Below are 23912 nucleotides of genomic sequence, written 5' to 3' on the forward strand. Positions count from 1 at the left end.
CACCCCTCCCAAAGCCGGTTGAGCCGGGGCGCGAGGAACGAGCGACCCGAGTCGAAACCACCCACACCCGGCAACCAGACCCAAACCCTCACCATGGTTTCGACACGACCAGCTCATCGAGCGAGCAGGCCGGATCGGCCACCTTCGGGAGGATGGTTCCCGCGACTCGGCCGTCCTCAAAAAATTTCCGTGAGCAAAACTTTTTAGTTCGGCGTTGGCTAAAGTTAGTCCATGGCACGTCCACATCCGCGCATCACGGAGCTGCTGGCCGACGGGTCGGCCTCGTCGCGTTCGGACATCGCGCGCCTGCTGGGGGTCGCCCCGTCGACCGCCTCGGCCTGGGTCGGGCAGCTCATCGACTCGGGGGTCGTCGTAGAGGACGGGCTGGTCGCATCCGGAAGCGGACGCCCCCGCCGCAGGCTCCGCCTCAACCGTTCCCCCGGACATCTGCTGGTGGCGGAACTGGGTGGCAACCACGCGCGACTCGGGGTGACCGACCGGACGGGACGGCTGCTGCATTCCACGACCTCGCCCCTGATGGTGGCCGACGGCCCGGAGCAGGTGCTCGGTTCCCTCGCCAGGCTCCTGCGCGACCAACCGGCCGAGGGGGAACTGGCGGGGGTGGGGTTGGCACTGCCCGGCCCGGTGCAGCCCGGGGGCACGGTGCGGTTGCCGTCGCGAATGCCGGGCTGGGCGGGATTCCCCGTGCAGGAGGCCCTCGCGGAGAGCTTCGGGGTGCCTGCCGTGGTGGAGAACGACGCGAACGCGATGGCCCTCGGGGAGCACCGCACCCAGTTCGGCTCCGAGGGCGACTCCATCACGGTGAAGGCGGGCACGGCGATCGGTTCGGGCATCGTGATCGCGGGGCAGCTCTACCGGGGGGCGACCTTCGCCGCCGGGGACGTCACCCACACCGTGGTCCACGCGGCCGGGAACAGGCCCTGCACCTGCGGGAAGACCGGATGCCTGGAGACGGTGGCCTCGGGTGCGGGTATCGTCGCGCGGCTCGCCGAGCAGGGGATCAAGGTCACCAACACCGCGGATGCCCTGGCCCTGGCCCGTGACGGCGACCCCGAGGCCACGACCATGATCCGCACCGCCGGGTCCCTGCTCGGCGAGGTCCTCAGCTCGGTGGTGAGTTTCTTCAATCCGCAGGCGCTGTTCCTGACCGGCGGGTTGGCTTCGTCGCAGCACTTCGTGACGGCGGTCCGAGCCCGCATCTACGACGGATGCCATCCCTTGATGACGGAGTCGCTGCGGATCGAGGCGGCGTCGCTGGGAGCCGACGCGGCCCTGGTCGGCGCGGCCCTGCTGACCGCGGCTGCCGTCCGCGAGGCAACCACCTGAAACCCCACCACCCCCAGGATGTCGTTATGTCATTTGGAAAGATTTTGTACCGTACACGCCACAAAACTTTTCACGACGTCGTCAAAATCTTCTTCCACGATGCCACCCCCTAGGCTGGGGCCATGCTGATCGGTGCTCATGTTGACGCGGATGCCGCGATTGCGCAGGCCGTCGCCCTGGGGGCGGACATCGCCCAGGTGACCCTCGGCGACCCGCAGTCGTGGAGGAAACCCACAGTCCCCGGCGACGGGGCCGCCGCCCTGGGGTCGCAGGCCGCCGACGCCGGGATCGGGCTCTACGTGCACGCCGCGTACGTCATAAACGTCGCCTCCACCAACAATCGCATCCGCATCCCGTCGCGGAAACTGCTGCAGCAGACCATCGACGCGGCCGCCGGGATCGGGGCGCGCGGGGTGATCGTCCACGGCGGGCACGTCACCGCCGACGAGGACCAGCAGCAGGGCTACGACAACTGGCGCAAGTGCGTCGACGGCCTCGACTTGAAGGTGCCGATCCTGATCGAGAACACCGCGGGCGGCAAGAAAGCGATGATGCGATACCTCGAATCCATCCGCGACCTGTGGGCCACCCTCGACGGCTCCGACAACCTGGGCGACGTCGGGCTCTGCCTGGACACCTGCCACGCGCACGCCGCCGGCCTGGATCTGACCACCGTGGTGGAGGATGTTCGGGCCATCACCGGCCGCATCGACCTGGTCCACTGCAACGACTCCCGCGACGCGGCCGGTTCCGGGCGCGACCGCCACGCCCCGCTGGGACACGGCCAGCTCGACCCGGAGGTCCTCATCACCCTGTTGCGCGACGCCGACGCCCCGGTCCTGCTGGAAACCCCGCCGGAGAACCACGCGGAGGAAATCGCCTGGCTGCGGGAGCGGCTGGGCTGAGGCGGCACCGACGGATTTCCCCGGTTGCGCAGCACTCAACTCGTTTTCCGGCCCGGAATGGCGCATTTCCGGGTTTGAGTGCTGCGGAACCGGGTTGGGCGTCCCTCAGGCCTTCCTCGCGACCTTCTGTTCCCCCGAATAACCGGAGAGGTTCTCGAAGGAAAGCAGCCGATCCACCGTGATCTCGTCCAGCAGACCCCGTTCCAGGACGATGTCGCGCACCGACTTTCCCGACCTGGCGGCCTCCCGGCCCACCTCGTCGCCCGCCCGGTGCCCGATGTAGTCGTTGGGGAGGGTCACCACTGAGATCGATTCCCGCACGTAGCGTTCGCAGACGTCCTTGTTGGCGGTGATGCCGTCGACGCAGCGGGTCCGCAGCACGTTGCAACCCGACTTGAGCAGCCGGATCGACTCGAACAGCGCCTGCGCGATCACCGGTTCCATGGCGTTGAGCTGCAGCTGCCCCGCCTCGGCCCCGAGTCCGACGGTGAAGTCGTTGCCGCGCACCTTGTAGGTGATCTGGTTGACCACCTCGGGGATGACGGGGTTGACCTTGGCGGGCATGATCGAGCTGCCCGCCTGCATCGCGGGCAGGTTGATCTCGTTTAGCCCGGCGCGGGGTCCGGAGCTCAGCAGCCGCAGGTCGTTGCAGATCTTCGACAGCTTCGTCGCCAGGCGTTTGCAGGCCGCGTGGGCCATCACGTAGGCGCCGGTGTCGGAGGTGGCCTCGATCAGGTCGGCCGCGGTGACGAACGGGCGTCCCGTGATCTCGCAGAGGTGTTTCACCGCCAGCTCCCGGTATCCGGGTGGGGCGTTCAGCCCGGTGCCGATCGCCGTCGCACCCAGGTTGATCTCCAGCAGCAGCGAGCGTGCGTAGTCGAGGTGGCGCAACTCCTCCTCCAGGTTCACCGCGAATGCCGTGAACTCCTGGCCCAGGGTCATCGGCACCGCATCCTGCATCTGGGTGCGTCCGAGTTTGAGGATGCGCTCGAATTCCTCGCCCTTGTCGTAGAAGGAATCGGAGAGTTCCTCCACCGCGTGCGACAGCTCCCCGAACACGTGATCGAGGGCCACCCGGAAGCCCGTCGGGAAGGTGTCGTTGGTGGACTGGCCGTGGTTGACGTGGTCGTTGGGGTCGATGATGTCGTAGCGGCCCTTCGAGAATCCCAGATGCTCCAGCGCCAGATTCGCCAGCACCTCGTTGGTGTTCATGTTCACCGACGTCCCCGCGCCGCCCTGGAAGACGTCGATCGGGAACTGGTCCATGCACCGCCCCTTGGACAGCACCTCGTCGCAGGCCTGGAGGATCGCCCGCGCCACCCAGCCGGGCAGGGCACCGAGTTCGCGGTTCGCCAGTGCCGCCGCTTTTTTCACCTGAACCATCCCGCGGATCAGTTCGGGGACCGAGTTCACAGTGGCCCCCGAAATGGGAAAGTTCTCAATCGCCCTCAACGTGTGGATGCCGTACCAAGCGTCGTCAGGGACTTCACGATCGCCAAGCAGGTCGGTCTCGGTGCGCGACATTGCCTTCCTTTCGGAGCTATCCTCCCGTCAAAAGCCCCTCGGAAAGGGGCTAGGGCAACGCTACCGGAGTCGCCGGGCCCGCGCGTGCCGGGCCAGCTTCTTCCCCGATAAACGAGACGACCGGGCATTCCGCGGGCGGGTGTGGGAGGTTCTTTCGAAGAGCCAGACCCGCATGTTTTCCGATGAGTCGCTAGGCTTGGGTCCGTGACCAGATGCGTTTACATTGCTTCATCGGAGTGGCAAGTCAGCAAGAGCGCCATCGCTCTGGGCGTGCTGGAGTTGTTCGCGCGCCAAGTCCGTTCGGTCGGCTTCTTCCGTCCGCTGGTGCAGTCCCTGAAGGAGGACGGCATCACGACGGCACTGCTGGCCACCAACACCCTGCGTCACCAGAGCTTTGAGGACAGCGTCGGTGTCAGCTACGAGGACTGGGCCAACGACCCGGATGCCGCCATCGACACCATCGTCGCGAAGTACTCCGCGCTGGCGGAACGATTCGAGGCGGTCGTGATCGTGGGGTCCGATTTCGACGACCTCACCTCCGGCACCGAGCTGGACCACAACGCCCTCATCGCCGCCAACCTGAACGCGCCGGTGCTGTACGTGTGCCGCGCCTCCGACCGCTCCGTCGACGAGGTGTGCCGGATGGCCGAGGAAGCCATCGAGACCTTCGAGGCCCGGCACAACACCGTCGTCGCGATCGTGGCGACCCGCGCGGAGCCCGAGATCAGCGAGGAACTCTCCTCGGCGCTGCGTGAGGTCCGGGACGTCCCGGTCTCGGTGCTGTTCGCGAATCCGGTGCTCGACGCCCCGTCGGTCGGCCAGCACTTCGAGGCGGTCAATGCGAAACTGTGGCGCGGCAAACCGGAGGGTCTGAACCGCGAGGCACTGACGACGATCATTGCGGGCATGAGCCTGCCGAACCTGCTGCCGCGCCTCCAGAAGGAGGCCACGGTCATCGTCCCCGCCGACCGGCTCGACCTGCTGCCCGCGCTCATCATGGCGCACCGTTCCGCCACCTACGGGCCTCTGGCGTCGCTGCTGCTGACGGGCGGTTTCGAGATCCCGGAGACGGTTGCGACGCTGCTCAGCGACTCCGAGGTGGATCTGCCCATCGGCATGACGAACGACGACACCTTCCCCACCGCGAGCGCACTGCGGGAGGTCAGCGGGGTGGCCACCAGTTCGCCGCGGAAGGTCGAGCTGGCGCGTGCCCTGTTCGACCGGCACGTCGACGAGGAGGCGTTGCTGGCCGCCATCGAGCTGCCGCGCGCCGAGATCCGCACCCCGAGCATGTTCGAGCACCAGCTGATGCAGATGGCCCGCAAGAACCTGAAACGGATCGTGCTGCCCGAATCCACCGACGACCGGGTGCTGACCGCCGCCGACGTGGTGCTGAAACGCCACATAGCCGAGATCACCCTCCTCGGCGATCCGGGTGCCATCTCCCGCCGCGCCGCTGAGCTGGGTCTCAACCTGACCAAGGCCACCGTCATCAACCCACAGGACCCGGAACTGCTGGAGAAGTTCGCCGCCGAGTACGCGAAGCTGCGCGCCCACAAAGGGGTCACCCTGGAGGAGGCCCGCGAGAAGCTGGCGGACCTGTCCTACTTCGGCACGATGATGGTGCACCTGGGCATGGCCGACGGCATGGTCTCGGGCGCGGTGAACACCACCGCCAACACCATCCGGCCGTCGCTGGAGTTCGTGAAGACCAAACCGGGTGTCTCGGTCGTCTCCGGCTCCTTCCTGATGGCGATGAGCAACCGCGTGGTGGTCTACGCCGACTGCGCCGTCAACCCCGATCCGACGCCCGCGCAGCTCGCGGACATCGCGATCTCCTCGGCGCAGACCGCCGTCAGCTTCGGCATCGAACCGCGCATCGCGATGCTGTCCTACTCGACGGGCAGCTCCGGTTTCGGCGCCGACGTCGACAACGTGCGCGAGGCCACCAACCTCGTCCGCGAGAAGGCACCCGAACTCAAGGTGGAGGGACCGATCCAGTTCGACGCGGCCGTCGACGAGGTGGTGGCGGCCAAGAAGATGCCGGGCTCGGAGGTCGCGGGGCGCGCGACGGTGTTCATCTTCCCGGACCTCAACACCGGCAACAACACCTACAAGGCCGTGCAGCGCACCTCCGGTGCGGTGGCCATCGGTCCCGTTCTCCAGGGGCTCCGTAAACCCGTCAACGACCTGTCCCGTGGCGCGCTGGTGGATGACATCGTCTCGACGATCACCATCACCGCCATCCAGGCCCAGACGGACTGAACCCCGCCTCGTCCTGAAGTAGTCCTGAACCCTGTCCGATACCGATCCCCAAGGAAAGTACCCGTGTCAAGTCACATCCTGCTGCTCAACTGCGGCTCCTCGTCCATGAAGTACCAGCTCTTCGACCCGGAGACGCAGAGCCCCCTGGCGGTCGGCATCGTCGAGCGGATCGGGCAGGACGTCGGAAAACTGAAGCACGAGGTCGACGGGCAGGAGTTCGTCGAGGAGCAGCCCTTCCCCGACCACACCGCCTCGTTCGCCGCGGTGGTCGCGGCCTTCGGGAAGCACGGGCCGTCCCTCGACGGGGTGCGGGCCGTCGGTCACCGCACCGTCCACGGCGGCTCCACCTTCCAGGAGTCCACGCTCATCACCGACGAGGTGATCGCGAAACTGGTGGAGCTGCAGGCCCTGGCGCCGCTGCACAACCCCCCGGGGATCGCGGGCATCGAGGCCGCGATGGCGCTGCTGCCCGACGTGCCTCACGTCGCGATCTTCGACACCGCCTTCTTCGCGACGCTGCCCGCCGAGGCCTACACCTACGCCATCGACAAGGAGATCGCGAGGAAGTACGAGCTGCGCCGTTACGGCTTCCACGGCACCTCGCACTCGTACGTGTCGAAGAAGACCGCGGAGGTGCTGGGGCGCCCCGTCGAGGATCTGAAGGTCATCGTCTGTCATCTCGGCAACGGCGCCTCCATCTCGGCGGTCGACGGCGGCCGGGCGGTGGAGACGTCGATGGGCCTGACCCCGCTGCAGGGGCTCGTGATGGGCACCCGCTCCGGTGACATCGACCCGGGCATCTTCAAGTTCCTCTCCGACAAGGGCTATTCAATCGACGAGATCGACACGCTGCTGAACAAGCAGTCCGGCATGGGCGGCATGTGCGGCCACACCGACATGCGCGACGTCGAGGCCCGGATCGAGGCGGGCGACGCCGACGCGCGCCTGGCGATGGATGTCTACATCCACCGTCTGATCAGCTACATCGGCGCCTACATCGCGGTGCTGGGAGGGGTGGACGCGGTGGTGTTCACCGCGGGCATCGGCGAGAACGCCTCCCTCGTGCGCCGTGAGGCCTCCAACCGGCTGCGTCACCTCGGCCTGGTCCTCGACGAGGAGAAGAACGAGGTGCGCGCCAAGGAGCCGCGCGTGATCTCCACCCCCGACTCCCCCGTCAAGGTCCTCGTGGTCCCCACCAATGAGGAACTGGCCATGGCCCAGGACACCCTGCGCATCATCGAGGCCTGAGAAACCTTTCCCGAAGCTGGTTGAGCCTGCTCGCCCACGAGCTGGCTCAACCAGCTTTGTCTTTCCTGAAGTTGGTTGAGCCGACCAGCGAGCGCCCACGAGCTGGCCCAACCAGCTTCATCGGGGGGAGGCGCTCACGCGTTGACACCGCCAGCTCCGAGAGGGTTTCCAAGCGGCCATCAGCGACACTCCGGCCTTGCCCTGTGAGCTAACTTTGGGGTGTGTCGGCCTGTATTCTGGCCGGCACTTCCCCACTCTTTTGTCAATGGAGGTCCGGGCATGACCTTGCTGACCATCGGCGTGGCGAGCAGCGCATTGTTCGACCTGGCCGAATCGGATCGTGTGTTCCGGGAGCAGGGCGTCGCCGCCTATCGCGAACACCAGGAGGAGCGCCTGGACCAGCCGCTGCCGGCCGGCCCCGCGTTGCCGTTCATCCGTCGTCTCCTGGGGCTCAACGACGTGCTGGCCGAGGCGGTGGACGTGATCGTGCTGTCCCGCAACAGCGCCGAATCCGGGTTGCGGGTGATGCGTTCCATCAGCTCGGCGGGGCTGCCGATCACCCGGGCGGTCTTCCGGGAGGGGCGTTCCGCCTTCGAGTTCATGCCCGCGCTGGAGATGTCGCTGTTCCTGTCGGCCAATCACGACGACGTCTCCGAGGCCCTGGCGGCCGGGCACCCGGCGGGCACGGTGCTGCGCGGCAGTTCAATGCCCGAGGTTGGCAGGGAGCTGCGAGTCGCCTTCGATTTCGACGGTGTCCTGGCCGACGACTCCTCGGAGCGTGTGTTCCGCCAGGAGGGCATGGGGCGCTACGCCCTGCGCGAGGCCGAACTGGCCGACGTCCCCCTCTCCCCCGGCCCCCTGGCCCCCTTCCTGGCGGGCCTGAACCGCATCCAGGAGGAGGAGACGAGGCTGAAGTCGCGGGATTCGGGATACGAACCCCGGCTGCGCATCTCGCTGGTGACCGCCCGTTCGGCGCCCGCACACGAACGCGCCGTGAACAGTCTCCGTGCCTGGGGGCTCAAGGTGGACGACGCCTTCTTCCTCGGTGGCCTGCCGAAAGCCCCCGTGCTGGAGATCCTCAACCCCCACATATTCTTCGACGACCAGCGCCAGCATCTCGACCGGGCCCTGCGCACCCCGTCGGTGCACGTCCCCTTTGGTGTGGCCAACGAGACCGAAGCCGGATCCGTCCCGGTCTCCGACACGCCGCGCCGCGCCCGCCGCGCCGCACCGGAGGAGATTCTCGACATCACTGCCTGAGGGACCACCGGGCGGGCAGGGAAAACGACAAGGCGAACGCCCCTTGGTTGTGGGAACCCGACTAGGCCGGTGGCGCAGTGTTCATCGTCCCCGTGGCGCACTTTCCACCGCTTGCCCGGGCGGGATAGCGTTGCCCCATGGCACGAGCACTGATCACGGGCGCGACCGCCGGCATAGGCAACGCCTTCGCCAAGGAACTGGCCGCCCGAGGAACCGACCTGGTGCTCGTCGCCCGGGATCGCGAGCGTTTGGAGGCCACCGCCGCGGAGTTGTCGGAGGTGCACGGCATCGAGGTGGAGTTGCTGCCCGCCGACCTGTCCGTCCGCGACGATGTGATGAAGGTTGCGCAACGACTCGAATCCGAGACCGAGCCCGTCGACATGCTCGTCAACAACGCCGGGTTCGGGTTGCACGCCTCGCTGCTCGACGCATCCCAGGTCGAACTCCACGAACGCGCCATGGACGTGATGTGCCTGGCGATGCTGATCCTCGGCGGCGCCGCGGGCCGGGCCATGAAGGCGCGGGGCCGGGGCCGGATCATCAACGTCGCCTCCACCTCGGGCTCAATCTTCACCGGCAACTACTCCGCCATCAAGGCCTGGGCGCGCACCTGGTCGACGGGCCTGGCGCTGGAACTCAGCGGCACCGGGGTCACCGTGACGACGTTGATGCCCGGCTGGGTGCGCACCGAGTTCCACCAGCGCGCTGGGATCAGTTCCAAGAACCTGCCTTCGTTCGTGTGGATCGACGCCGGCAACCTGGTCAGGCAGTGCCTGCGGGACGTCGAGAAGGGGCGTATCGAATCGGTCCCGACGAAACGCTGGAAGGTGTCGTTGTTCATCGCGGATCATGGACCCCGGAAGTTCACCCGTTGGTTCTCCCGCAAGCTGTCCGCTAGCAGAAGGAAACGCTGAGACATGGCGAAGGTCCCGAAACCGGGCAAGCACGCCTCCAAACTGAATGCATCCACCCGCCAGGCCGCGCAGATGCTGCTGCTGAAACCGACGATGTGGCGACTGTTGCGCGTCCACGTCCACGGCAAGGCGAACCTCGACGGCCTGGATGCGCCCTGTGTGGTGTTCGCCAACCATTCCTCCCACCTGGACACCCCCCTGATCTACGGGGCGTTGCCGAACCGGATCTCGAAGTACCTGGCGGCGGGTGCCGCACGCGACTACTTCTACGACAAGTGGTGGAAGGCCGGGCCGATGTCGCTGTTCTTCAACGGCTACCCCATCGACCGGGGCAAGGACAAGGAATCGAAGAAACGCAACGTCAGGGGCATGTCGGCGGCGCTTCTCGACGCCGGGGTGCCGCTGCTGATCTACCCGGAGGGGTCGCGTTCCCGCACGGGCGCGATGGGCCCGTTCAAACCGGGCGTGGCGGCGCTGTGCATCTCCCGGCAGATCCCCGCCGTCCCGGTCGCCCTGATCGGCGCGCACGCCGCCTGGCCGAGCAGCCAGAAACACCTCCCCAAGGGACGTCCCGTGGTGCACGTCGTCATCGGACGGCCGCTGACGCCGCTGCCCGGCGAGATCGCCCACGAGTTCAACGAGCGGATGCGCCGCCAGGTGCTCGAACTCCACGACACCACAGCCCGCGCCTACGGCGCCAAGACCCTCGACGAGTACGCCCGCACCGCCGCTCTTGAGAAGGCGGCGAAAACCGAGATCACCGCCCTGGCGGAGGATGCCCGGGCCCGTGCCGACCAGCAGGATCACCAGGAGGACCAATGATTGACGGCGTCAAGCAGCACAAATGGTGGGGTTGGGGCGAGGAGGGCCGCTCGTACCACCACGACGACAAACCGAAGTTCGCTCCCTTCGTGAAGAAACTGGTCGGCGTCGACATCAACGCCCCCGTCGCCCCGCTTCCGAAGCTCTCGGACCTGGACGTCCCGCCGTCGCGGCTGGAACCGGGGCTGCGCGACTCGCTGGTCGGGATCTCCGGCGCCAAGTACGTGCAGTCCGATGACGAGACCCGAGTCGTCCACGGCTTCGGGAAGGGGGTGCGCGACCTGATGCGGGTGCGCGCCGGTGAGTTCGGCCGGCTGCCCGACGTGGTGGTCTACCCCGCCAACGAGGGTGAGGTCGCGCGGATCGTCGACGCGGTGGTGGAGGCCGACGCGGTCGTGATCCCGTTCGGTGGCGGCTCCAACATCGTCGCCTCCCTGGAGGCCGAACCCGGCGAGCAGCGGCAGGTGGTCTCGGTGAACCTGGGACGGATGAACCAGGTTCTCGCGATCGACGAACAGTCCGGGCTGGCGCACATCCAGGCGGGCGTGTTCGGCCCCGACATGGAGGAACAGCTCCAGGCCCGCGGCTGGACCATGGGACACCATCCCGACTCGTTCGTGTGGTCGACGCTGGGCGGCTGGATCGCCACCCGCAGCTCCGGCATGCAGTCCGACAAGTACGGCGACATAGCCGACATCTGCCGCGGCCTGCGAATGGTGATGCCCGGCCAGGTCCTGTCGCTGCGGCCGCTGCCGTCGACGTCCTCCGGCCCGAGCGTGCGCGAGATGGTGCTGGGTTCGGAGGGACGCCTGGGGATCATCACATCCGCGTGGGTGAACGTGCACCGCATCCCCGAGGTGCGGGAGATCCAGGCCTACTTCTTCCCCACCTACGAGGACGGGTTGAAGGCTTGCGAGCAGATCGTCTCCTCCGACGCCTCCGTGATGATGGCCCGCGTCTCGGACGCCATTGAGACGCAGTACATCATGGCCAATGGGAAACGCTCCTCGAAGTTGTCGTCGCTGCTCAGCAAGAGCATCGAGAAGATCATGCTGGCCAAGGGCTGGAACCTGGAGCAGATCGCCATGGCCTTCGTCGGTTTCGAGGGGTCCGCGAACCACGTCACCTACGAGAAGGGACTCGTCGGCAAGATCGTGCGCGCCAACGGCGGGCTGGGGGTCGGCAAGGGACCGGGCACCCTCTACGACCAGAAGAAGTACGACACCCCCTACATCCGCGACTTCATGCTGGACCACGGCATGATCTGCGACGTCTCCGAGACCTCCACGCCGTGGCGTTACGCCGCCGAGATCCACACCAAAACCGTCGCCGCCGCCTTGAAGGCCATCGAGGCACGGGGGGTCAGGGGAACGGTGTTCTGTCACCTGTCGCACTCCTACCACTCGGGTGCCTGCCAGTACTTCACCTTCGCCATCGCCGACGACTCCGACAACGCCATGGAAACCTACGACGCCGTCAAACGGGCCATCCAGCAGTCGTTCATGGACTGCCACGGCACGGTCTCGCACCACCACGGGGTCGGTGAGGAGCACTCCCCCTGGATGGATCAGGACATCTCCCCGGCGGGCGTGTTCATCCAGCGGACGCTGTTCGAGGGCGTGGACCCGGGTCGCAACCTGAACCCCGGCAAGATCGTCCACGAGGGCAGGCCGGGCATCTCGTCGAACTCCCGCGACGCCTGAGGTCGCAGCCGGCTCAACCAACTTCCACAAGGATCAAGCTGGTTGAGCCGGGCCGGCGGTTTTCAGGCCTTGGTGATCCTCACCTTGAGGCCGAGTTCCGGTTCCTCCGCGGTCGGGTCCTCGACGTCGCCCTGTTGCAGGTCGACGGCCAGGACCTCGTCGGCGATCAGGTCGGCGTGTTCGCGGATCGCCTCCAGCAGTTCAGCCCCGGCGGCGAGGCGCAGGAGGATCCGGTCGGAGACGTCGAGCCCCGACGACTTGCGGGCCTCCTGGATCACCCGGATCACCTCACGGGCCCGGCCTGCGCGCACCAGCTCGGGGGTGAGTTCCAGATCGAGGGCGACGGTCTCGCCCTGCTCGTTGACCACGCTCCAGCCGTCGCGGGGACGTTCGGTGAGCAGCACCTCGTCGGCGGACACCTCCAGCGACTCGCCGTCGAGGTTGATCAGCGACCTGCCGTGTTCCCGCAGTTCCCGGACGAGCCGGGAAGCATCGGCGGCGGCGATCGCGGCCGCGACCTTCGGGGTGAGTTTCCCGAACCGTTTGCCCAGGACCCGGAAGTTGCCCTTGGCCGTGTGATCGACGAGATCACCGGCGGAGGTGAACGACGCGATGTCCTGGACGTTCAGCTCGGAACGCACCTCGGCGACGAGCTCCGCGTTCAGCTCTTCGAGGGCCGCCGTCGGCACGAGCATCCGTTTGAGCACCTGCCGCACCTTCATGCGCGACTCGGCGCGGGCCGCGCGACCCAGTTCCACGATCCGCCGGGCGGTGGCCATCGCACCCATGAGACCGGCATCGATCAGCGACTCGTCGGCGACGGGCCAGCTGGTCAGGTGCACCGACTCGGGCCCGTCTGCGTCGGTGGCGGCGAACAGGTCCTGCCACACCCGTTCCGTGACGAACGGCATGATCGGGGCCATCAGCCGGGTGACGACATCGAGGGTTTCGTGGAGGGTGGCCAGCGCGCCGGCCTCGCCCGCCCAGAAACGCCGCCGCGAGCGGCGCACGTACCAGTTCGACAGGTCGTCGACGAAACCGGCCAGCAGCGCACCGGCCTTCTGGGTGTCGAAGTCGTCGAGGGCGGCGGTGACGTCGCGGATCAGTTCGTTGGTGGCCGAGACCAGCCAGCGGTCGAGGACGTGCCGGTCGGCGACGGCGGGCACCGCGGCGCCCGGCTCCCACCCGGAGGCGCGCGCGTACAGCGACTGGAAGGCGACGGTGTTCCAGTAGGTCAGCAGCACCTTGCGAACCGTCTCGGCGATGGTGGCGTCACCGACGCGCCTGGCCATCCACGGCGACCCGGAGCAGGCCATGAACCAGCGCACCGCGTCGGCGCCGTGGGCCTCCATCAGCGGGATGGGTTCCAGGATGTTTCCGAAGTGTTTGCTCATCTTCCGGCCGTCCTCGGCGAGGATGTGGCCGAGGCACACGACGTTGCGGTAGCTGGACTCGTCGAAGACGAGGGTGCCGACCGCCATCAGCGAGTAGAACCAGCCGCGGGTCTGGTCGATGGCCTCGCAGATGAAGTCGGCCGGGTAGTTGGCCTCCAGTTTCTCCGCGGAGCCGGGGACGTGCGGGTATCCCCACTGCGCGAACGGCATCGACCCGGAGTCGAACCAGGCGTCGATCACCTCGGGCACGCGCCGGTAGGTGGCGCCGTCACGGACAATCTCGACGTCGTCGATGAAGGGGCGGTGCGGGTCGAGGTCGGAAAGGTCGCGGCCGGCCAGTTCGCCGAGCTCGGCGAGGGAACCGACGCAGATCAGGTCGGTGGGGTCGTCGACGTTGCGCCAGATCGGCAGCGGCGTGCCCCAGTAGCGGCTGCGCGACAGCGCCCAGTCGATGTTGTTGTTGAGCCAGTCGCCGTAGCGGCCGTGTTTGATCGACTCGGGATACCAGGTGGTGGCCTCGTTCTGCGCCAGCAGCTGGTCCTTGATGCGGGTGGTGCGGATGTACCACGACGGCTGCGCGTAGTACAGCAGCGCGGTGTGGCAGCGCCAGCAGTGCGGGTAGGAGTGGAGGTAGTCGAGCCTGCGGAACAGCAGGCCACGCTGGGCGAGGTCGTCGACGAGGAGCGCGTCGGCTTCCTTGAAGAAGACACCGCCAACCAGTTTCACGGTGTCGTCGAAGGCTCCGTTGGCGCGGATCGGGTTGACGAACGGCAGGCCGTAGGCGCGGCAGACGAGCATGTCGTCCTCACCGAAGGCGGGCGCCTGGTGCACCAGGCCGGTGCCGTCGGAGGTGGTGACGTAGTCGGCCAGCACGATGTAGTTGGCGGGGGCGGGGAACTCGACCAGTTCGAAGGGGCGCTGGTAGTCCCAGCGTTCCATCTCGGAGCCCCTGAACGAGCGGCCGCGCGTCCATTCCTCGCCCAGCACCGCGTCGAACAGCGGTTCCGCGACCACGAGGCTGCCCTGTTCGGGATGCGTGCCGACGACGTAGTCGACGTCGGGATGCACCGCGACCGCCGTGTTGGAGACCAGCGTCCAGGGGGTGGTGGTCCACACCAGCAGGTCGGTCTGGCCGGCGAGCGGGCCGGATGTGACGGGGAAACGCACGTAGACCGACGGGTCGGTGACGTCCTCGTAGCCCTGCGCGAGTTCGTGATCGGACAGGGTGGTGCCGCAGCGCGGGCAGTACGGGGCAACCCGGTAGTCCTCCTGCAGGAGGCCCTTGTCGAAGATCTGTTTGAGCGCCCACCAGCACGACTGCACGTACTCGGGGGTCATGGTGACGTAGGCCTCGTCGAGGTTCACCCAGTAACCCATGCGGCGGGTCAGTTCGGCGAAGGCGTCGACGTGCCGCAGCACCGATTCGCGGCACTTCGCGTTGAACGGCTCCACCCCGTAGGCCTCGATGTCGGGTTTGCCGGAGAAACCGAGTTCCTTCTCGACGGCGAGTTCGACGGGCAGGCCGTGGCAGTCCCAGCCGGCCTTGCGGTCGACGCGGTAACCCTGCATCGTCTTGAAACGCGGGAACAGGTCCTTGAAGACGCGGGCCTCGATGTGGTGCGTCCCGGGCATGCCGTTGGCGGTCGGCGGGCCCTCGTAGAAGGTCCACGGTTTGCCGTCTCGGGTGCTCTCAAGGGACTTCGCGAAGGTGTCGCGTTCAGCCCACAGGGCGATGATCTCGCGCTCCAGGGCAGGAAAATCAACAGTCGCGGGAACTGCGTTGTAGGAACTCATCGGTACCTCGGTTGGTGGCTGGACGAACCGGAGGGACGAGCCGGAACCCGCGGTACCACCCTCCTTGGACGCGCTGGGCGTCCCACTCGATTGTTGATCGCGGCCGGGTCTAGTGAGCTTGCGCCGTTCTTCCGGCAACTCCGGGGTGATGGCCCCATCAATGCCTTGCGATGCGGCATCAAGTATGCGTGAGACATCCGAATCGGGCAATTCGAGGGGCCGCCTTTTTCCCAAAGCCGGTTGAACCGGGGCGCGAACACCTTTCCAAAGCCGGTTGAACCGGGTCGCGAACACCCTCCCCCTCTGAAGCCGGTTGAGCCGGGGCGTGAACACCTTTCCAAAGCCGGTTGAGCCGGGGCGCGAGCACCCATCCAAAGCCGGTTGAGCCGAGGCGCGAGGAACGAGCGACCCGAGTCGAAACCCCCGGCAGCCAAAAACCAGTCCCAACCACAAGACCCCGAACACCCCCACCATGGTTTCGACACGACCCACTCGCTGCCGCTCGTGAGGATCGGCTCAGCCAATTTCGGATGGGACAACCACCTCGGGGGAGCCCCGCCCGGGGAGCCTCTAGGATCGGCCCATGGCCATCTTCGACATCCCCCTTGAGACCCTCCGCAGGCGCCGCAGCATCAAATGGGCCCGGTTCGCGCCCGACGTGCTGCCGATGTTCGTCGCGGAGATGGACGCCCGGCCGGTGCCTGCGGTGGTGGATGTCCTCTCCCGGATGGTCGCCGAGGGTGACACCGGCTACCCGGAGCTGCCCGACTACCAGGAGGCCTTCGCGTCCTTCGCCTCCGACGTGTGGGGCTGGAACATCGACCCGGCCACGATGTCGCTGGCCTGCGACGTCATGACGGGCATGCGGGAAATGACCTTGGCGACCACGAAACCCGGCGACGCCGTCGTCATCAACCCGCCGATCTACCCGCCGTTCCGGGCGGTCTGCAATGAGACGGGACGCCGCATCGTCGAGGTCCCCACCACCGAGGCGGGGCGCCTGGACCTCGACGCCCTGGAGGTCGCGTTCGAGAAGGAACGCCCCGCCGCCTACCTGCTGTGTTCCCCGCACAACCCGTCGGGGGTGGTGCACACCGCCGAGGAACTCACCAAGGTGATGGAACTGGCAGGCACCCATGACGTCGTCGTGATCTGCGACGAGATCCACGCCCCCCTCGCGGGCACGGAACACACCCCCCTCCACCAGGTGCCGGGCGGTGAGCGGGCCTTCGTCGTGACGTCTTCGTCGAAGTCGTGGAACCTGGCCGGACTGAAGGCCGGGTTGATCATCCCGGGCGCGGAGGTCGTCGACGTGGTCAAGGGTCTCAGCGGTTACGTGCCGGAGTCGGCCAGCTACCTCGGGGTGGTGGCTCACGCGACGGCACTGGCCGAGGGTCGCGACTGGCTGAAGGAGGCCTCCGCGGAGATCCACGAGAACAAGCAGTACTTCGCCGACGAACTCCACCGCGCCATCCCGGAGCTGACCTACACGCCGTCGCGGGGCACCTATCTGGCGTGGCTGGACTGCTCCCCGCTGGGCCTCGAACACGCGGGTCTCCATTTCTTCGAGAAGGCGAAGGTCCGTTTCGGCCAGGGCACCGACTACGCGCCGTCGGCCACCCAGTTCGTGCGCATCAACCTGGCGACGTCGAAGGAGATCATCTCCGAGGCGGTACACCGAATGGCCGCGTCGCTGTAACCCCACCCACCACCCGACCCCACCACCACCCGGCCCCACCGTCGGTTCGCTGGCCCTAACCCAGTTCGCTGGCCTTAGCCCGGTTTGCTGGCCCTAACCCAGTTCGCTGGCCTTAGCCCGGTTTGCTGGCCTTAATCCGGGTTTGCTGGGCTTGTTCGAGTTCGCTGGCCTCACAGCGCAGGCAAACGTGAACAAGCCCAGCAAACCGACCTCAAGGCCAGCAAACCGACGCACCGGGGAACAGCCCCGAGGGAGAGTTTTCCACAGGCTGAAAACTGGCCCTTGACAGCGCAGAGTCGACGTGTCGTCCAATGGTTGCATGACACGCACAACCCTTTGGACCCACGGGCATCTCACGACCCTGGGAGTAACCGACGCCCAGCTCAAACAGCACCTCCGCGACGGCACAATGGTGCGCCTCAGGCGCGGTGTTTACGCCCCGACGCAGCAGGCGGACGTGTTCGAGGAGCACCGCCGACGAATCCAGGCCGCCGCCATCGACGTTCACGACTCGAGCGTCTTCAGTCACACCTCGGCCGCGGTGCTGCACGGCCTCCCGGTGCCCATCGAGTCGCTGCGAGAAGTGACCATGACCCGCCGCACCCCCGGGCACGGCGATCACAGCGACCTCCTCCGCGTCCGTCGCACCGCCATCCACGACGACGAGATCACGCGCATCACCGGGTTACCGGTGACCACCTTGTCGCGCACGGTTACCGACCTGGCCCGCACGTCACCCTTCGAGTGGGGTCTCGCGGCGGTGGACGCCGCCCTGGGTCGCGGTCTCAAACGCGACTTCCTCCAGGACGAGCTGCACCGGCATCCCCGGCTCCACGGGGTGAAACAGGCCAGACGGGTGCTGGCGCTCGGCGACGGACGGGTGGAATCCCCGGCCGAGTCGCTGAGCAGGTTCCACATGATGCGGGCGGGCATCCCGGCCCCGGAGCTGCAGTTCGAGATCTTCGACGCGAACGGTGAGTTCGTCGCCCGTGCCGATTTCGGCTGGCCTGAACACGGTCTCGTCGGGGAGGTCGACGGGCGCATCAAGTACCGGGAGCTGCTCGGCCCCGGCCAGTCCGCGGCGGATGTCGTGATGGCGGAGAAGCGTCGTGAACAACGAATCCGTGCGTGCGGGTACTGGATCGTCCGGTGGGGTTGGCGGGAGGCCAACGACCGGGCCTCGCTCGCGGCTCTGCTGAACGCCGGTTTCGCGAGCGCCAGCCCTACCTGGCCCGCCCGTCGCAGCACCTGACAGCTGATTTGCTGGCCTTAACCCCGGTTTGCTGGCCCTATTCCGGTTTTGCTGGGCTTGTTCGTGTTCGCTGGCCTCACAGCGCAGGCAAACGTGAACAAGGCCAGCAAACCATTGCCAAGGCCAGCAAACCAGGGGTAAGGCCAGCAAACCATTGCCAAGGCCAGCAAACCGGGGTTAAGGCCAGCGAACCGGCAGGGGCGGGCAGACGGGCGGGCGGGCAGGACCGACGCGTCCTGCCCGAGGAACCAGCCGGTCAGATGGTGGGGCGACACCCCTCAGATCTCGACCCTCGCCTCCTCCTGATGACGGCCCAGCTGCTTCAGGCAGCTCTCCAACACCCGCATCACCTCGACGGTGTCGGACAGCGACATCGTCGCCGACTGGGTCCGGCCTGCGAGCAGGCAATCGCTGACCTCCATCAGTTCGTGGGCGTACCCCCTGCCGATCTGCTTGGCCTCGATGATCCGCGGCAGCACCCCCGAGCGGTGCACGGAGATGGTGGTCGGGTGGTGGAACCTGGGCTGGATCTCCACCCATCCCTTCGTCCCGAAGATCGTCATCCGACCCGGCCCGTGGACGTCGAACCCGCAGGTGAGCGCCGCCGTGCCGCCGCCGATGTAGGAGAGACTCATCGTCGCCGCCGACTCCACCCCGTTCGGCGCGTACCGCCCGACGCAGTGCACGTCCCGGGCCGCCCCCAGGAGCCCCTGCGCCATGGAGACGACGTAGACACCGAGATCCAGCACGGCACCGCCGCCCGTGGCGGGATTCCACAACCGGTTGTTCGGGTCGTAGGGACGGAACGCGCACAGATCCCCCTGCACACCGAGCACCTGCCCGATCCTCCCCCAGGCCACGACCTCCCGGGCCGCGGCCATCGCGGGCAGGAACCGGGTCCACATGGCCTCCATGGCGAACACCCCGGCCTCGGTGGCGGCCGCGACCACCTCCTCTGCTCCGGCGAGAGTGGCGGTGAAGGCCTTCTCCACCAGCACCGCCTTGCCCGCGGATATCACCGCCAGGGCGATGTCGCGATGATGGGGATGGGTGGTCGCGATGTAGACGACGTCGACGCCATCGCTCTCGATCAACGCCCGGTAGTCCCGGTGGATCACGGGAATCCCGTGTTTGCGCGCCAACTTCCGCGACCGCTCCGGGTCGCGCGAGGCCACCGCAACCAGCTCCGCCTGAGGCACGAAAGCGAAATCTCCCGCGACGGTGTCGGCGATGCTTCCGGCCCCGATGATTCCCCATCGAATGCTCTCCATGACACAAGGCTACTCTGGAGCATCGGGGGCTGACCATAACTTCGAGACGAGGAGTTGGAGATACCTTCGGGTTCCACCCACCCGGTGTTCCCGTGGGAAGATGCCGACGATGCAGTTCCAAGAACCAGCCAGAAGAATGCGCCGCCTGATGGGCCTCGGCGTGGGTCTGGCCGCGATCCTGCAAGGCCTCACCCCCCTCGAGGACCTTTTCGCCCCGGGCCTGCCCGGCCCGGCCGTGTTCGGGCTGGCCCTGATAACCCTGGCCCATCTGCTCGCCGCGATCGGCGCATTCCTGGACCTGCCACTGGCCTGGCCCGTCGCCCTGGTCAACACCATCGGATTCTGGCTGACCGGCGCCGGGATGTGGTCCAGTGGGGACCCGGTGATGTGGCACTCCAACCTGTGGGTCTGGACGATCCTGATCTACCTGCTGCTTCGAAGACGCGACGGCAACGGCCCCTGGATCCTCATGGTCGTCGGCGGTTTCATACCGATGATCATGCTGCTGCCACGCCTCGACTGGCGACAGCAGGTGCTCGACATCAGTTTCACCTTCGTCGCGATCGGCATCATGACGCTGGCCTACAGCACCATGAAGGCACAGCTGCAGGACCTGGAGGACAGCGTCGCCGACGACGCCCGCCGCCGGAGCGTGGAGCATCGCGCCCGGCTGTTGGAGAGCACCCGCAGGGAAAACATCCGCCGCGTCCACGACACCCTCCTGCACCTGTTCCAGCAGGTCGCGAGCGGTCGCGGGGAGATCACCCGTGAGGAGGTGCTGCGGCTGGGCGAGGAGTCGCGGGCGGGGCTGGGCACCTCCGACCTGGACCTGGAGGCCTCTCCCCTGCTGACCGCCCTGGAGCAGGCCGTCACCGACATCGGCTGCCCCGTCGCTTTGCGCGTCGAGGACGAGGCCAGTCTGCCCTCCAAGGTGACCCGCAACATCGCCGAGGCCACCCGGGAGGCGGTGCGCAACGTCGCCAAACACGTTCCCGGCGGCACCGCCCAGGTGACGGCCCGCACCTCCGAAAGCGGCTGCACCGTCGTCATCAGCGACTGGGGTCCCGGTTTCGACCCCAGCGAGGTGCCGCGCAGCCGCATGGGAATCAAGGAAGGCATCCACGGGCGCATGGCGGAGGTCGGTGGGCACGCCACCATCCATTCCGACATCGTCGGTGGCACCGCCGTCACCCTCACCTGGAACCCGATCCCGCACGCGGCCCGCATCGGCCCGTCGGGTAGGCGTTGGCTGTCGCTGATCGCGCTGCCGAGCCTGCTCGGGACGGGGCTGCTGCTGGCGTTGAAGGACGTCGGCCCGAATCCTTTGCTGGCCTGGGCGCTCTTCGCGGCGACGGCGGTCGTGGTGGTGCTGACCAGCCGCGTGCTGCGCAGACGCGGCCTGCACATCCACGAGGCGATCCTGGCCAACGCCTGGGGCATCGGGTTGCTCATAGCGAACTATGCCTGGCTGTCGCTGGCCTCCGAGAACAGCCGCTACGACCTGTGGGCCATCGGATTGACCAACGCCATGATGATGCTGACCATCCCGGGACGGCGGTGGAAGGAGGCCACCGGGTTGGTGCTGGCCAACGTCGCCGTCAGTGTCGCGGGGGCGCTGGGGTTGTTCGGACCGGTGCCGGCCGACACCGACATCGGTTCCTCCGGCGCCATCATCATCACGGGTGTGGTGACGCTGGTGCTCGCCATCGGCGCCTCGAACATCGGGAAACACGCCCACCGGGTGCAGGAGGAGCACACCGAGGAACAGCTCGCCGAGCAGCTCAGGAGGGAGCGGGTGGCGGAGCAGGAGGCGTGGATCGCGGCGCTGGACCGAATCTGCGGGCCCCTGTTCACGGGCCTCTACACCGGGGCCGTGGACCCCGCCGACCCTGCGGTGCGCGTCGAGGCCAGGCACGTGGAGTCGCGGCTGCGCGACGCCCTGCGGCTGTGGCCGGAGGGCATCCACCTGGCAACGGCCCTCGACCGGCTGCGGCGCACGGGCTGGGGCTGCCTGCTCGACGTGGAGCAGGTGGAGGCGTTCGAGGCGACGAGATTCGCCTCCCTGCTGAACCAGTTGGACCCCGCAGTCCCGGGTCAGCACCTCACCATCACCCGTCGTCAGGGCACCCTCGTGGCAACAGTTGCAGAACCGGGTTTAACGGAGATGCGACAGGCGGGCCTCGCAGGTGCCAGAATCTTGATTACCGATCCGGATTTCACCCAGTTCAGTTGTGAGGAGGACCAGCCGTGAGCATAAAGGTGGCAGTCCTCGATGACCACGAATTCATCTGCCGCGCCATTTCGGCGCTCGGTCGCGACTACCCGGAGCTGGCGGTGGTGTACACCAGCACCTGCCCCGAGGAGTTCCAGGCGTGGTGCCTCGAGAACCATCCCGACGTGGCCATGGTGGATTTGATGTTGCACGGCCAGTTGGCCGGGCACGAGACCATTCGAGTGCTGAGCCAGGCCGGTATTTCGTGCCTGGCCTTCACCGCGGACCATCGTCGCGTCCCGATCAGCATGGCCATGAGGGCCGGCGCCCGGGGGCTCGCTCTGAAGGACGAGTCGCCGGACAAGCACTTCGAGACGCTGCGGGAGATCCACGAGACGGGATGGTCGCCGTCGTCGGCGATGGCGGCTGCGCTCATCGAGGACGCGGCGGAACTGCCCGCGTTGTCGGCCCATGAGCTTCGTTGTCTGCGGCTCGCCTCGGAGGGAGTTCCCATCAAGGCCATCGGCCGCCAGTTCAACCCGGTGATCTCGCTGTCCACCGTCAAGACCTACCTGGCGCGGGCCTACGAGAAGTACGCGGCCGTCGGCAGGCCGGTCGGCAACACGACCGCGGCGGCCACCCAGACCTGGGAGGACGGCTGGTTCGACCTCGACGGGACGGTGGAACCCGGCTGAGGGACCGGCCCCGGGGTCTGACCCCGCGCCGCTCGCTTCATCGAAGGCTCACCGTCCCGTACCGGCTGCCGCCTGCCTCCGCACCACCCCGTCGGTTTGCTGGCCCTATCCCGGGTTTGCTGGCCTTGTTCAAGTTCGCTGGCCTCACAGCGCAGGCAAACATCAACAAGGCCAGCAAACCCGGATCAAGGCCAGCGAACAGGTGGTAAGGCCAGCGAACCTGGAACGGGGTCTGCGTGTTGCCGGTCTCGTCCGGTAGCCTTCCCTGTCGGTGAAGGAGGTTTGTGTGGGACGCATTGTTCAAAAGTACGGTGGCTCCTCGGTGGCCGACGCCGAGTCCATCAAGCGCGTCGCCCGGCGGATCGCGCGCACACGCGCGGACGGGCACGAGGTGATCATCGTCATCTCGGCGATGGGTGACGTCACCGACGAGCTGATGGACCTGGCGTTGAAGGTGAGCCCGAACCCGAAATCCCGTGAGCTGGACATGCTGCTGACAACGGGGGAACGCCAGTCGGCGGCGCTGCTGGCGATGGCCCTGGCCGACCTCGGGGTCGAGGCCGTCAGCTACACCGGCTCCCAGGCGGGCATCCTCACCACCCCCACCCACGGCAACGCGCGCATCATCGACATCACCCCGGGTCGCGTCGTGCGCTCCCTGGAGGAGGGCAGCGTCGTCATCGTCGCCGGATTCCAGGGGGTGGCGCAGACCACCAAGGACGTCACGACGCTGGGTCGCGGCGCCTCCGACACCACGGCGGTCGCGCTGGCCTCGGCCCTGGGCGCCGACCACTGCGAGATCTACACCGACGTCGACGGCGTCTACACCGCCGACCCGCGGATCGTGCCGAGCGCCCGCCGGATCACCGAGATCGGCTACGAGGAAATGATGGAGCTGGCCGCCTCCGGCGCCAAGATCCTCCACCTGCGCTGCGTCGAGTACGCTCGCCGCGAGAACGTGAAGGTCCACGTCCGTTCGTCCTTCAGTGACAAACCGGGCACCTGGGTGAAATCCCAAGACGAGGTCAGGAAGGCAGACAAAATGGAAGAAGCCATCATCACGGGAGTGGCCCACGACCGCAGCGAGGCCAAGATCACCGTCATCGGCGTCCCCGACCAGGTGGGTGCGGCCGCCTCGATCTTCCAGGTCATCTCGGACGCGGGCATCAACATCGACATGATCGTGCAGAACGTCTCCAGGCTCTCGGACGTGAAGACCGACATCTCCTTCACCCTGCCCATGTCCGACGGGCGCAAGGGCATCGAGGCGCTCGAGGCGATCAAACACAAGGTCGGTTTCGACGAGGTCCTCTACGACGACCAGATCGGCAAGGTCTCGATCGTCGGCGTCGGGATGCGTTCCCATTCGGGCGTGACCACCACCTTCTTCAAGGCCCTGGCGGCCGAGGGCGTCAACCTGCAGATGATCTCCACCTCCGAGATCCGCATCTCCGTGGTGGTCAGCACCGACGAGGTGGACCGCGCCGTCCGCGGCGCCCATGCCGCCTTCGGTCTGGACGGCGAGGAGGAGGCCGTCGTCTACGCTGGAACGGGTCGCTGAGAGGACTCGGGGCCGGCAGGACCGGCCCCGGGCGCGCTCCTGGTGG

16 protein-coding genes are annotated in these 23912 nt (G+C 67.3%); 13 read left to right on the forward strand and 3 right to left on the reverse strand.

Annotated features, from left to right (window positions below; translation table 11 throughout):
* Window positions 1-231: 231 nt before the first annotated feature.
* Window positions 232-1347, forward strand: coding sequence for an ROK family protein (locus ACO6D6_RS04050; RefSeq protein WP_484783458.1), 1116 nt, complete (start codon window positions 232-234; stop codon window positions 1345-1347).
* A 122-nt stretch (window positions 1348-1469) separates the two neighbouring features.
* Window positions 1470-2252 (forward strand): deoxyribonuclease IV, encoded by a 783-nt coding sequence (locus ACO6D6_RS04055; RefSeq protein WP_484783460.1) that lies wholly within the window; start codon window positions 1470-1472, stop codon window positions 2250-2252.
* A gap of 105 nt (window positions 2253-2357) precedes the next feature.
* Here ACO6D6_RS04055 and aspA read toward each other — a convergent pair whose 3' ends face one another.
* Window positions 2358-3776, reverse strand: coding sequence for an aspartate ammonia-lyase (aspA, locus tag ACO6D6_RS04060; RefSeq protein WP_484783462.1), 1419 nt, complete (start codon window positions 3774-3776; stop codon window positions 2358-2360).
* 204 nt (window positions 3777-3980) lie between these two features.
* Here aspA and pta point away from each other — a divergent pair, with 204 nt between their 5' ends.
* The 6 genes from pta to ACO6D6_RS04090 all read left to right on the forward strand — a co-directional run bounded on the left by pta (window position 3981) and on the right by ACO6D6_RS04090 (window position 11988).
* The gene (gene pta, locus ACO6D6_RS04065; protein WP_484783464.1) at window positions 3981-6041 is read left to right on the forward strand and encodes a phosphate acetyltransferase; all 2061 of its coding nucleotides are present in this window, start codon (window positions 3981-3983) and stop codon (window positions 6039-6041) included.
* Between the two features lie 63 nt (window positions 6042-6104).
* The gene (locus ACO6D6_RS04070) at window positions 6105-7289 is read left to right on the forward strand and encodes an acetate kinase (protein WP_484783466.1); all 1185 of its coding nucleotides are present in this window, start codon (window positions 6105-6107) and stop codon (window positions 7287-7289) included.
* A gap of 279 nt (window positions 7290-7568) precedes the next feature.
* Complete coding sequence (locus ACO6D6_RS04075; protein ID WP_484783467.1) at window positions 7569-8549, forward strand: 5'-nucleotidase; 981 nt, start codon at window positions 7569-7571, stop codon at window positions 8547-8549.
* 137 nt (window positions 8550-8686) lie between these two features.
* The gene (locus tag ACO6D6_RS04080; protein ID WP_484783469.1) at window positions 8687-9463 is read left to right on the forward strand and encodes an SDR family NAD(P)-dependent oxidoreductase; all 777 of its coding nucleotides are present in this window, start codon (window positions 8687-8689) and stop codon (window positions 9461-9463) included.
* Window positions 9464-9466: 3 nt separating this feature from the next.
* A complete protein-coding gene (locus tag ACO6D6_RS04085; RefSeq protein WP_484783471.1) occupies window positions 9467-10285 on the forward strand; it encodes a lysophospholipid acyltransferase family protein in 819 nt (272 codons plus the stop codon).
* Entirely contained in the window at window positions 10282-11988 is a 1707-nt protein-coding gene (locus ACO6D6_RS04090) for an FAD-binding oxidoreductase (RefSeq protein ID WP_484783473.1), read from the forward strand. The genes ACO6D6_RS04085 and ACO6D6_RS04090 overlap by 4 nt, the downstream gene beginning before the upstream one ends.
* A gap of 62 nt (window positions 11989-12050) precedes the next feature.
* On the opposite strand, the gene ileS is transcribed toward ACO6D6_RS04090, so the two are convergent.
* Entirely contained in the window at window positions 12051-15176 is a 3126-nt protein-coding gene (ileS, locus tag ACO6D6_RS04095; RefSeq protein ID WP_484783474.1) for an isoleucine--tRNA ligase, read from the reverse strand.
* A 583-nt stretch (window positions 15177-15759) separates the two neighbouring features.
* On the opposite strand from ileS, the gene ACO6D6_RS04100 reads away from it, so the two are divergent.
* Entirely contained in the window at window positions 15760-16875 is a 1116-nt protein-coding gene (locus tag ACO6D6_RS04100; protein ID WP_484783476.1) for a MalY/PatB family protein, read from the forward strand.
* 319 nt (window positions 16876-17194) lie between these two features.
* The gene (locus tag ACO6D6_RS04105) at window positions 17195-18127 is read left to right on the forward strand and encodes a hypothetical protein (protein WP_484783478.1); all 933 of its coding nucleotides are present in this window, start codon (window positions 17195-17197) and stop codon (window positions 18125-18127) included.
* Window positions 18128-18405: 278 nt separating this feature from the next.
* Here the strand turns inward: ACO6D6_RS04105 and ACO6D6_RS04110 are convergent, their stop codons facing one another.
* Window positions 18406-19398 (reverse strand): Gfo/Idh/MocA family protein, encoded by a 993-nt coding sequence (locus tag ACO6D6_RS04110; RefSeq protein ID WP_484783479.1) that lies wholly within the window; start codon window positions 19396-19398, stop codon window positions 18406-18408.
* 109 nt (window positions 19399-19507) lie between these two features.
* Here ACO6D6_RS04110 and ACO6D6_RS04115 point away from each other — a divergent pair, with 109 nt between their 5' ends.
* From ACO6D6_RS04115 to ACO6D6_RS04125, 3 genes are all read left to right on the forward strand, one after another.
* A complete protein-coding gene (locus tag ACO6D6_RS04115) occupies window positions 19508-21649 on the forward strand; it encodes a sensor histidine kinase (RefSeq protein WP_484783480.1) in 2142 nt (713 codons plus the stop codon).
* Complete coding sequence (locus ACO6D6_RS04120; protein ID WP_484783481.1) at window positions 21646-22305, forward strand: response regulator; 660 nt, start codon at window positions 21646-21648, stop codon at window positions 22303-22305. Before ACO6D6_RS04115 ends, ACO6D6_RS04120 begins: the two co-directional genes overlap by 4 nt.
* A gap of 286 nt (window positions 22306-22591) precedes the next feature.
* On the forward strand, window positions 22592-23866 hold the full coding sequence (locus ACO6D6_RS04125; RefSeq protein ID WP_484783482.1) for an aspartate kinase: 1275 nt from the start codon (window positions 22592-22594) through the stop codon (window positions 23864-23866).
* Window positions 23867-23912 lie beyond the last annotated feature (46 nt).

The sequence above is a fragment of the Arachnia sp. genome (assembly GCF_057238465.1).

Coding starts and splice junctions, on each gene's coding strand:
- ACO6D6_RS04110 (WP_484783479.1), bottom strand. CDS start 19,398: ATGGAGAGCATTCGATGGGGAATCATCGGGGCCGGAAGCATCGCCGAC.
- ACO6D6_RS04075 (WP_484783467.1), top strand. CDS start 7,569: ATGACCTTGCTGACCATCGGCGTGGCGAGCAGCGCATTGTTCGACCTG.
- ACO6D6_RS04090 (WP_484783473.1), top strand. CDS start 10,282: ATGATTGACGGCGTCAAGCAGCACAAATGGTGGGGTTGGGGCGAGGAG.
- ACO6D6_RS04085 (WP_484783471.1), top strand. CDS start 9,467: ATGGCGAAGGTCCCGAAACCGGGCAAGCACGCCTCCAAACTGAATGCA.
- ACO6D6_RS04080 (WP_484783469.1), top strand. CDS start 8,687: ATGGCACGAGCACTGATCACGGGCGCGACCGCCGGCATAGGCAACGCC.
- ileS (WP_484783474.1), bottom strand. CDS start 15,176: ATGAGTTCCTACAACGCAGTTCCCGCGACTGTTGATTTTCCTGCCCTG.
- ACO6D6_RS04100 (WP_484783476.1), top strand. CDS start 15,760: ATGGCCATCTTCGACATCCCCCTTGAGACCCTCCGCAGGCGCCGCAGC.
- ACO6D6_RS04050 (WP_484783458.1), top strand. CDS start 232: ATGGCACGTCCACATCCGCGCATCACGGAGCTGCTGGCCGACGGGTCG.
- ACO6D6_RS04105 (WP_484783478.1), top strand. CDS start 17,195: ATGACACGCACAACCCTTTGGACCCACGGGCATCTCACGACCCTGGGA.
- aspA (WP_484783462.1), bottom strand. CDS start 3,776: ATGTCGCGCACCGAGACCGACCTGCTTGGCGATCGTGAAGTCCCTGAC.
- ACO6D6_RS04115 (WP_484783480.1), top strand. CDS start 19,508: ATGCAGTTCCAAGAACCAGCCAGAAGAATGCGCCGCCTGATGGGCCTC.
- ACO6D6_RS04055 (WP_484783460.1), top strand. CDS start 1,470: ATGCTGATCGGTGCTCATGTTGACGCGGATGCCGCGATTGCGCAGGCC.